Genomic DNA, 10,244 nt, shown 5'->3' on the forward strand with positions numbered 1-10,244 from the left:
AAATTGAAAAAGGGCCTAGTTAAAAAACTAGGCCCTATATAGGTTGGTGCGGCTGGCAGGAATTGAACCCACGACCCCTTGGTTCGTAGCCAAGTACTCTATCCAGCTGAGCTACAGCCGCAACAGCCATAATTATGCCATGGAAGAGAAGAACTACATCACCCCCGCTGGTCACGAACGCATCAAAAGCGAGCTCCTGCAGCTCCTAAACCTTGATCGGCCTGAGGTTGTCAAGGTTGTGCACTGGGCAGCCTCGAATGGCGATCGCTCGGAAAACGGGGACTATATCTACGGAAAAAAGCGACTTCGGGAGATAGATAGGCGAATTCGGTTTCTCAATAAACGCCTTGAATTTGCGGTAGTTGTCGATAATTTGGCCAGAAAATCTGGCGATGCCGATGCCGAACAGGTCTTTTTTGGTGCCACAGTTACTTATAGTCTGCTCGAAGGAGTATTGGCCGGAAAAGAGGCCACTATCACGATTGTGGGTGTTGATGAGGTTGATTTAGACAAGGGTCATGTCAGCTGGATTTCCCCAATTGCAAAGGCCCTTATTAAAGCCAGACTGGGTGATTGCGTCAAAATTCAAACGCCGAATGGCCCTGCTGAAATTGAAATTCTCGATGTTCAGTACTTATAAGAGAATTGGGGACTTATAGCGCCCGAGTTCGGGTCACTCTCATCACATCGTGATTGGTACGCAAACTACGCATCACTTTAGATAAATGCAGGCGGTCATAGACTTGAATCGTAAAACGAATAGTGACGGAATCTTCCTTGTAGCGATCTTCCATCGATACATTCATGATGTTGGAGTCAGCAGCAGTTACGCTGCTCGCTACACGGGCAAGTACACCTTTGCCTTGACGGGTATCAATCGCTAAGTCAACTTCAAACTCGCGATTAAGTTCTTTGCCCCACTCCACTTCAACCCATTTATCGCTATCTTTTGAGAGCATACGGAGGGCCACTGGGCACTCATTGGTATGCACTTGCAGGCCTTCACCCTTACCTAGGTAGCCAATAATATTGTCGCCTGGAATTGGATGACAACAGGTTTGAAAGCTAATTGAGTTACCCTCACGGCCATCAACCAAGATAGCCTGCCTTTGATGATGATGCAGTTCTTGGGCTGGAGTAACCCAATCAGCCGCACCCAGGCGCATCTGCTCTGAACCGCCTTCATCATCAATCAAGATCTTGATCCGAATCGCCAGCTCTTGTGGCGAGCGTCGCCCTAAAGCAATATTGACGCAGGCTTCTTCGCGATTCTTATCACCCGTCCAATGCATCAGCTTTTCCCAAATCTCTGGAGTAATTAAGGCGGCATCTACACCTTGCTGTCGTAATGCATTGGCGAGTAAGCGTTCACCGAGCTGCAGAGATTCTGAATAATGTTTTGTTTTTAAGGAATGGCGAATCGAGGCACGCGCTTTACCGGTACGAACAAATGCTAACCACCCAGGATTGGGTTGTGAATTCGCAGAAGTAACAACTTCAATAATGTCGCCATTCTTGAGCTCACTGCGCAAGGGCAATTGCAGGCCGTTAATCTTGACGGCAACACAGTTATTTCCAAGATCACTATGAATCGAGTAAGCAAAATCCAAAGCCGTTGCTCCCCTAGGAAGCGCACGGATTTGCCCTTTAGGTGTAAAGACATACACTGCGTCTGGGAAGAGATCAATCTTCACATGCTCTAAAAACTCTTGCGAATCGCCGCTGCTATCTTGAATATCAATTAATGACTGTAGCCACTGATGTGCGCGATTCTGCACCTCACTCATATCTGGAGAGCCATCTTTATAAGCCCAATGCGCTGCTACACCCGCCTCAGCCACTGCATGCATCTCCGTGGTACGAATTTGAAACTCGACAGGCACGCCGGATGGGCCTAATAACGTGGTGTGTAAAGACTGATAGCCGTTGAGCTTAGGAATTGCAATGTAGTCCTTAAACTTCCCTGGCATCGGTTTAAATAAGGAATGCAGAATTCCTAAGGCCCGATAGCACTCATCGACAGAATGTACAGTGACTCTAAATGCATATACATCTAACACCTGAGAAAAGCTCACATGCTTGCTGCGCATTTTGTTGTAGATACTAAAGAGTGTTTTCTCACGGCCACGAAGGTCAACCTCGAGATTCGCTTTTGCAAAAGCCATACGTGAAGCCTGCAAAATCTTTTCAACCATTTCCTTACGATTACCGCGCGCCCTCTTCACTGCGCCTTCAATCACGCGGAAACGCATCGGCATGGAATAGCGGAAACTCAGATCTTGTAAATCGCGGTAGATGATATTTAAACCCAAGCGATGTGCAATAGGTGCATAAATCTCAATCGTTTCTGCTGCCACCCTACGACGCTTTTCCATTGGAACAGCATCTAAGGTACGCATATTGTGTGTACGGTCGGCTAGCTTTACTAAGATGACTCGCACATCCCGGGCCATTGCCATAAACATCTTGCGAAAGCTCTCTGCCTGCGCTTCGGCATGGCTTTGAAACTCTAATTTATCGAGCTTGGTTAAGCCCTCGACCAGCTCCGCGACTTTGCTACCAAACTTCTCGACTAGGTCTGATTTAGAAACCCCAGTGTCCTCAATCACGTCATGCAATAGTGCCGCCATGATGGAGGGCGCATCTAAACGCCAAGTAGCGCATAGTTCTGCCACTGCAACAGGATGGGTAATGTAAGGCTCACCACTATGCCGATACTGACCTAAATGCGCCGCATCAGAAAACTGAAATGCTTTTTTAATGAGGGTTACTTCATCTGGCTTGAGATAGGTAAGCTTTGAAAGCAAACCTTCAATCGAAACGACTTGGTGCTTTAGCGGTAAATTGGGCGCAGAAGTTGGGCCGAATAAATGACGGCTAGACTGCGCTAACAAAGTGGCAAGAATAGACTTCTTAGTATTTTGCTCAGGAGCATCAAGCAAATCGCTTTGTTGTACTCCTAGTGAGGCCTCATTGGGCGAGACCCCTCCTACTAATTCCGATGATTTTTGAGTACCAAGAGGGAGCTCCACACCGGAACTCCTAAATTACAAAGGTACTTTGGTCAACATGTCACGGTCAGTTACACCAGCAGCCACTTCGCGCAAAGCAACGACAGTAGCTTTATCTCTGGACTCAACACGTGGGGAGTGACCTTGAACTAATTGGCGTGCACGATAAGTCGCAGCCAACACTAATTCAAAACGATTTGGGATAGTTTTAAGGCAATCTTCTACAGTAATACGGGCCATGCTGGACTCACTTAATTTAGCTTCAATACCTATAGGATAACTGATTAGACTCCGAGACGCTTCAAAAGCGCTGGGTTTCTGGCCATACTGGGTCCTGAGCGCAGCCGGCTGGCAGCTAAAATTTGCTTTAAGTCGATCAAGGCTTGATCAAAGGCATCATTTAGGACGATAAAGTCAGCCTCGTGTGCGTGCTGCAGCTCAATATGTGCCGCTGCCAAACGCCTTTGAATGGTTACCTCATCATCTTGCCCGCGTTTGCGTAAACGCTCTTCAAGCGCCTCTATGGAAGGCGGGAAAATGAAAATCCACTGTACTGAAGGTATGAGTTTACGAATCTGTTGTGCGCCCTGCCAATCAATTTCCAACATGACATCGCTGCCAGATTGCATCTGCGATTCAATCCACGGTCTAGAGGTGCCATAAAAATGGCCGTGCACTTCTGCCCACTCTAAGAAATGACCTGCATCTCGTTCGCGAATGAATTCTTCTTTTGTAACAAATCGATAATCTTTTCCATCGATTTCTCCAGGTCTGGGTGACCTAGTCGTAGTGGAAAGCGATAATTTCAAACTAGCTTCATCTTGCAATAAAGCACTGACCAAGGATGATTTGCCAGCACCAGATGGCGCAACAATCATCAGCATGCTACCTTGATAGGCTGGAATAGAGATTGGGCTAGTCATAATGGGATTGTAAGGATTACTCGAGATTTTGAACTTGTTCGCGCATCTGCTCAATCAAGAGTTTGAGCTCTAAGGCTGCTTGGGTACATTCCTCAGATACGGACTTAGAACTCAGTGTATTGGCTTCACGATTGAGTTCTTGCATCAAGAAATCGAGACGCTTGCCGACAGGCCCCTTACCCGCTAGCGCGGTATCAACAGCCTGTAGATGCGTCTTTAATCTAGCGAACTCCTCTGAAACATCAATCCTGACGGCATAGAGGACTACTTCTTGACGAATACGCTCCATTAACTCTGGTCCACCCTTAGATTGCTCTTGTGCAGCCAAAGCTTCGGATAAGCGCTCAGTTAATTTCTCTTGATATTGGGTGACATATAAAGGCACCTTAGGTTCGATGACAGCAACAATCGCGCGCATCTTACTAGTGATGGTGGTGAGCACGCCAACAAGCGCCTTACCTTCAGCATGACGACTGTCCATGAGAGCAGCCAATGCAGCGCGTCCAGCCTCTACCGTGGCAGCAATCCAACCCTCTTCTTCACCACGTGGCTCAGAAACTACTCCTGGCCAGCGCAGTACCTCGGCAATACTGAGTTCGGCGGCTTTAGGAAACGCTTCTTGAGCCTTTTCTTGGAGGGTATAGAGAGCATCTAGGCGATCCTTGCTTAAGGCGCCTAGAACATGGGGATTGGACTTGCTATTAGCAGCGGCTCCAGCATTAACCCGCCAGGCAGCCCTAAACTCCACCTTTCCCCGAGAGAGGCTTTGTGTGGCCAGCTCACGCAGAGCAGGCTCCGCTCCTCGGCACTCGTCCGGAAGACGAAATCCCAAATCCAGAAAGCGGCTGTTGACAGCCCGACATTCCACCTGCAGATCTGCAACCACACCGCCTCCTAGGGAGACTTGGCGGGAAGCGCTGCCATAACCAGTCATGCTCGATATCATGGGAATATTGTAGATTGATAGCCAATTCAGAGGACCAAATTTTATGAGCACCCCAAACGCCACCCAAATGCTCCGCCCGAGCGGACGTAAGCCACAAGATTTACGACCAATCACCATCTCCAGGGCCTTTACTAAGCATGCCGAAGGGTCGGTTCTAATCGCCTTTGGTGATACCAAGGTCCTGTGCACTGCCAGCATCCTTGAAAAAGTGCCACCCCATAAAAAAGGCTCCGGCGAAGGCTGGGTGACTGCCGAGTACGGCATGCTCCCCCGCTCCACCCATACGCGCAGTGATCGCGAAGCCGCTCGTGGAAAACAATCTGGTCGCACCCAAGAAATTCAGCGCCTCATCGGTCGTGCAATGCGTAGCGTCTTTGATTTAAAAGTTTTAGGTGAGCGCACTATTCATTTAGATTGCGATGTCTTACAAGCCGATGGCGGAACCAGAACAGCGTCCATTACTGGCGCTTATGTTGCCGCTAGAGATGCAGTGAATCAACTTCTGAAAAGTGGTGTCCTCACAAAAGACCCCATCTTGGATAGCGTTGCTGCAATTTCAGTCGGCATTTATCAAGGGACTCCAGTGCTCGACTTGGATTATCCAGAAGACTCCTCCTGCGATACCGATATGAATGTCGTCATGACTGGTAAAGGTGGCATGATTGAAGTACAAGGCACTGCTGAGGGAGCTACTTTCTCCCGCGCAGAGTTAAGTGCCCTCCTAGATTTAGCAGATCAAGGTATTCGCGAGTTAACCCAATTACAAATAGACGCGTTTAATTAATTTTTGGTCATGCAAAAACTGGTTCTTGCTTCCAATAACGCGGGTAAGCTGCGCGAGTTTCAAGCCTTATTGGCGCCATTGAATTTTGAAGTCATCCCTCAGGGTCAATTAGGCATTCCTTCCTGTGAGGAGCCCTTTCATACTTTTGTAGAGAATGCCTTAGCCAAGGCGCGGCATGCCAGTGAAGCCAGCGGTCTTCCTGCGCTTGCGGATGATTCAGGCATCTGCGTACAAGCCTTGGATAGCAAGCCAGGTGTTTACTCTGCACGCTATGCCGGCGAACCTACAAATGACGCTGCCAATAATCAAAAACTGATTGCGTCCTTGCGAGAAATTTCGAATAGAGCTGCACACTATGTTTGTGCGCTAGTTTTAGTCAATAGCGCCAAAGACCCTGAGCCGCTCATTGTGCAAACCCGCTGGAATGGTGAAATTGTCGATCAAGCTCAAGGTGCAAATGGCTTTGGTTATGACCCCCACTTTTTCTTGCCAGAGCTTCAATTAACAGCGGCACAGCTAGATCCAGCACAAAAGAATACCGTTAGCCATCGCGGCAAGGCATTACGCGAACTCATCGCGCAATTACAAAAGCGCTCTACAGAATGACCATCAATAGCAGTGTGAATAAAGTGAGTCTGACGGCGCTTCCACCGCTTGCGCTCTACATCCATTTTCCTTGGTGCGAAAAGAAATGTCCTTACTGCGATTTCAATTCTCATCAAGTGAAGGATGGCGCAACAGGTTTTGATGAAGAGCGATATATCAACGCATTAATCGCCGACCTTGAAACTGAATTACCCCGCATTTGGGGAAGACAAGTTCATAGTATTTTTATCGGTGGTGGTACTCCCAGCCTACTCTCTGCCAAAGGTATGGATACCTTGTTGTCAGCTATTCGTGCTCGTATCCAGTTAGAGCCTGGTGCTGAAATTACAATGGAAGCCAATCCCGGTTCTGTAGAGACTGAGAAATTTGCAGGCTTTGCTAAAGCCGGCATTAATCGGGTCTCACTGGGCATCCAAAGTTTTCAAGACATCCAGCTTAAAGCCTTGGGGCGCATTCATAATGGTGAAGAAGCCAAGAAAGCAATAGCCATTGCTTTGCAACACTTTCAATCAGTCAACTTAGATCTGATGTATGGCCTACCCATGCAAAGCCTTGAAGATGCCAAGAAAGATATTGAAACAGCGCTGTCATTTAAAACCCCGCATCTTTCCTTGTATAACCTCACCCTGGAACCAAACACTTACTTTGCTAGCTTTCCACCTAAGCTACCGAGCGAAGATGATGTAGATGCAATATTCGAGAAAAACCTAGATCTTCTTACGAAGGCAGGTTACAAACGCTATGAAGTCTCTGCTTATGCGAAACCAGGAATGGAGTGCAAACATAATCTGAACTATTGGCGCTTTGGTGATTACATTGGTATTGGCGCAGGAGCACATGGGAAGATTTCTTTTCCAGACAAGATTACGCGTCAAGTACGTGAACGCCATCCCGAGACTTATATGCAGAGTATGGAAACCAAAGGGAATGCATTAGTTGAGTCCAAGGAAATCCCAACTGCTGATCTTCCTTTTGAATTTATGCTCAATACCCTGCGCTTAACGGATGGCGTCAACACCAATACCTTTACAGAACGTACAGGCCTCCCGCTAAACGTCATTAGCAAAAGCCTTGATGAGGCCACAAAAAAAGGTTTACTTGATTCCAATCCTACTTTATTGAAGGGAACGGCTCAGGGTTTACGCTATCTCAATAATCTTCAAGAGATCTTTCTGGGGTAAAGTTTCCGAAACTTACTTTCGCATTTACTAACAAGGTTCATTAAGATGCAAAAAAAGAATGCCTTTCAAAATCTGATTCACACATTGATTGCTGGTGCAACTCTGGTGGGAATGCTTGCCGCCCCATTGGTAGCGAATGCCCAAAAGAGCTGGCCTGACAAACCCATTAAGCTGATTGTTGGCTTTCCTCCAGGCGGTGGCTCTGATGCTGTAGCCAGAATCATTGCCATCAATCTTTCCCAAATGTGGGGCCAACAGGTGATTATTGATAACCGAGGTGGTGCTGCTGGAACAATAGCAGCCGACCTTGTTGCTAAATCCCCAAGCGATGGCTATACCCTTGGATTGGCACACGTCAATGCCATGTCGATCATCCCAGCCTTAGGCCAAAAAATGCCTTACAACTCAATCACGGACTTCACGCCGATTGTTTTGTTAGGCATTACACCCAATATCTTGATTGCCAATGTAGATGCGCCCGCCAAAAATGTTAAAGATCTCGTAGTCTACTTAAAACAGAATTCTGGCAAAGTGACTTTTGGATCTGCGGGGAATGGCAGTACTCAGCATCTCGCATTTGAACTCATGATGCATACCGCTGGAACTCAAGCGCTTCATATTCCTTACAAAGGTAGCGGTCCCGTATTGGTTGATTTGATGGCGGGTCATATTACTTACGCATTTGAAACCATGGCTGCTGCAACACCCCACATTCAAAGTGGCAAAGTCATTCCGATGGCACAAACACGCACCAAGCGTTCCGCTGCTTACCCTAGTCTTCCAACCATGGATCAATTGGGCTTTCCAGGTTTCGAAGCTACTGCTTGGTACGGCTTAATGGGCCCAGCAAAACTGGATCCAAAGATTGTTGAAAAAATTAATGCTGACGTCAATACCGTTTTACGCAAACCAGAAGTGCAGGCCAAGATGGCTGAAGTGGGGGCTGAAGACGGTGGCGGCACCCCAGCTGCGTTTGCTAACTTTATTAATAAAGACCGCAATCAATGGGCTAAATTAGTTAAAGATGCGCGCCTGCAGGTAGATCTAAATTAATCAACTGAAATCATCAGCGTCGTTTTGCTAAAACAAAAAAGGGTTCTTCGGAACCCTTTTTACTGCTCAAGCAGCAGATTAATTTAATAAATATTAGACGTTATGAATAACATAGGATCAAAGGGCGGATGGGAGCGTAAAGGAAAATTTTGCACCCCCACTAGGTACATTTTCGTACCAGATTTTCCCGCCGTGCCTTTGAATGATGTGTTTACACAACCAAAGACCAAGACCCATGCCTTGATGCGTGCTAGTTGAAAATAATTCGAATAAGTGCTCTCTAGCTTCATGAGGAATGCCCGGACCATTATCAGAAACAGAGACTTCAACGCCCTCTTCTGTATATTTTCCGGTAATGACAATCCATTTATCAATAGCTGAAAATTTGCTTAGCGCTAATATGGCGTTATTAATGAGATTTAGCAGAACTTGCTGCAGTTCGCTGCGATGAATTTGCATAACCAGATTTTGATCAATGCTTAATTTCAGCCGAATATGCTGCATCCGCAACTCAGGAAGCGCAATAGCCTCAATTGAGCTCATCAACTCTGTAAATTTAACAACTTCAGAAGCCAACTTCTTATCTGTAAAGATTGATCTCAGTGACCGAATGACATTGGCAGCCCTTTGATTGTCGGCAAGCAGGGTTTCAAGAACTTCTTTTTGCATTAGAGGATTTAATTCACCATCAGCCAATTTCTTTTGTAGAAACTGAATATTTAACTGGCTTGCACCAAGCGGCTGATTAAGCTCATGGGCAATAGAGGCAGAAAGCGCCCCTGTTGCCACCGTTTTATTGGCTTTTAATAAGGAATTGATTAGCGCCTCTCGCTCTTGGAGTAAATCCTTAATTTCTTTATTTTCTATTTCCGAGCGAAGGTTAGCTTTAGAAATGTGCTCTGACCAATACCCTCCAATAGCAATATAGGCCAAGGTATTCATTACTAATTGAGCAATCGTAAAAAAGATTAAGACTTGTGGTAGTTGACCAACTTCTCGAATCGTAAATGATTGAGCAGCCAAAATAATAACGCGGCTAATCGCAAAACAAAGCTCAGCAGAGCTCACATACTGAAGGTACTGCAATTGAATAGAAGGCTCAGACTTACGTTTCTTGTGAATTGCCAAGATCTGCCACATATAAAGCAAGCTCGCCAAGCTGGCCATGAAAATAGTGCGACTTTCAAATGTACCGATGTGCCTAAGGGTTTCAAATGCGATGAAGAATAGGAGAAATCCAAATCCAGCGATTGTGAAATCACGTCTCAATAAGAGGCGATTCAAGGATAAGCAAAAGAATCCTTGAAATATTGCGGCGGCAACGAAAAGACTATTGGCTATCGTAAAGTTAAATTGTGGCTTTGATAAATCACCAACAGTCAAAATACCGGCCCCAAAGGTGGTGAGCGCAAGAATGCTAATGGATAAGGAGATCATCCAATACTTGCTGGCTCTAACTGTAATTTGTGAGCGGTAATAGTTATAGATACCCAGGAGCAATCCCGCCTGAATTAAGGCGAGAATGAAAAAATATAGGGCAATCAAAGGCTTCATAAGCCCAATCGTACAATGACTACTTGAGTCTTAGTAAAACTACGAAGCCACTAAGAATCCCTCAAGAACAATACTTCCCCTCTAGACTTCTCACATCACTGATTCTGTCATCCACCATCTGATTGAGAGTCTTATTCGCTAAGTCTCGGTTTTCAGAGGTTTTAAGGCTTTGGTTAATCAGGCTAG

General features: G+C 46.3%; 10 protein-coding genes and 1 tRNA gene. 5 read left to right on the forward strand and 6 right to left on the reverse strand.

Going from position 1 to position 10,244, the window contains the following annotated elements:
* Positions 1-44: 44 nt before the first annotated feature.
* Positions 45-121, reverse strand: a tRNA-Arg gene (locus ICN47_RS11020).
* 18 nt (positions 122-139) lie between these two features.
* On the opposite strand from ICN47_RS11020, the gene greB reads away from it, so the two are divergent.
* On the forward strand, positions 140-640 hold the full coding sequence (gene greB, locus ICN47_RS11025; RefSeq protein WP_216219977.1) for a transcription elongation factor GreB: 501 nt from the start codon (positions 140-142) through the stop codon (positions 638-640).
* Between the two features lie 13 nt (positions 641-653).
* Here the strand turns inward: greB and ICN47_RS11030 are convergent, their stop codons facing one another.
* From ICN47_RS11030 to ICN47_RS11045, 4 genes are read right to left on the reverse strand one after another with little or no spacing between them, the layout of a single operon-like run.
* Positions 654-3,032 carry a RelA/SpoT family protein gene (locus ICN47_RS11030; protein ID WP_216219978.1) on the reverse strand — a complete coding sequence of 793 codons (2,379 nt, stop codon included), beginning with the start codon at positions 3,030-3,032 and terminating at the stop codon, positions 654-656.
* Positions 3,033-3,047: 15 nt separating this feature from the next.
* Positions 3,048-3,251 (reverse strand): DNA-directed RNA polymerase subunit omega, encoded by a 204-nt coding sequence (gene rpoZ, locus ICN47_RS11035; protein ID WP_011902918.1) that lies wholly within the window; start codon positions 3,249-3,251, stop codon positions 3,048-3,050.
* A gap of 44 nt (positions 3,252-3,295) precedes the next feature.
* Positions 3,296-3,934 carry a guanylate kinase gene (gene gmk / locus ICN47_RS11040; RefSeq protein WP_216219979.1) on the reverse strand — a complete coding sequence of 213 codons (639 nt, stop codon included), beginning with the start codon at positions 3,932-3,934 and terminating at the stop codon, positions 3,296-3,298.
* A 16-nt stretch (positions 3,935-3,950) separates the two neighbouring features.
* Entirely contained in the window at positions 3,951-4,880 is a 930-nt protein-coding gene (locus ICN47_RS11045; protein ID WP_216219980.1) for a YicC/YloC family endoribonuclease, read from the reverse strand.
* Positions 4,881-4,947: 67 nt separating this feature from the next.
* Here ICN47_RS11045 and rph point away from each other — a divergent pair, with 67 nt between their 5' ends.
* Genes rph through ICN47_RS11065 form a run of 4 tightly spaced genes read left to right on the forward strand, consistent with a single transcriptional unit; the run spans position 4,948 to position 8,504 of the window.
* The gene (rph, locus tag ICN47_RS11050) at positions 4,948-5,664 is read left to right on the forward strand and encodes a ribonuclease PH (protein ID WP_216219995.1); all 717 of its coding nucleotides are present in this window, start codon (positions 4,948-4,950) and stop codon (positions 5,662-5,664) included.
* A 9-nt stretch (positions 5,665-5,673) separates the two neighbouring features.
* A complete protein-coding gene (gene rdgB, locus ICN47_RS11055) occupies positions 5,674-6,270 on the forward strand; it encodes an RdgB/HAM1 family non-canonical purine NTP pyrophosphatase (protein WP_216219981.1) in 597 nt (198 codons plus the stop codon).
* The gene (gene hemW, locus ICN47_RS11060) at positions 6,267-7,451 is read left to right on the forward strand and encodes a radical SAM family heme chaperone HemW (protein ID WP_216219982.1); all 1,185 of its coding nucleotides are present in this window, start codon (positions 6,267-6,269) and stop codon (positions 7,449-7,451) included. The genes rdgB and hemW overlap by 4 nt, the downstream gene beginning before the upstream one ends.
* 45 nt (positions 7,452-7,496) lie before the next feature.
* A complete protein-coding gene (locus ICN47_RS11065; RefSeq protein ID WP_216219983.1) occupies positions 7,497-8,504 on the forward strand; it encodes a tripartite tricarboxylate transporter substrate binding protein in 1,008 nt (335 codons plus the stop codon).
* 117 nt (positions 8,505-8,621) lie between these two features.
* Here the strand turns inward: ICN47_RS11065 and ICN47_RS11070 are convergent, their stop codons facing one another.
* Positions 8,622-10,058, reverse strand: coding sequence for a sensor histidine kinase (locus ICN47_RS11070; RefSeq protein WP_216219984.1), 1,437 nt, complete (start codon positions 10,056-10,058; stop codon positions 8,622-8,624).
* Positions 10,059-10,244 lie beyond the last annotated feature (186 nt).

The organism is Polynucleobacter sp. AP-Latsch-80-C2 (assembly GCF_018882185.1).
GTDB lineage: Bacteria > Pseudomonadota > Gammaproteobacteria > Burkholderiales > Burkholderiaceae > Polynucleobacter.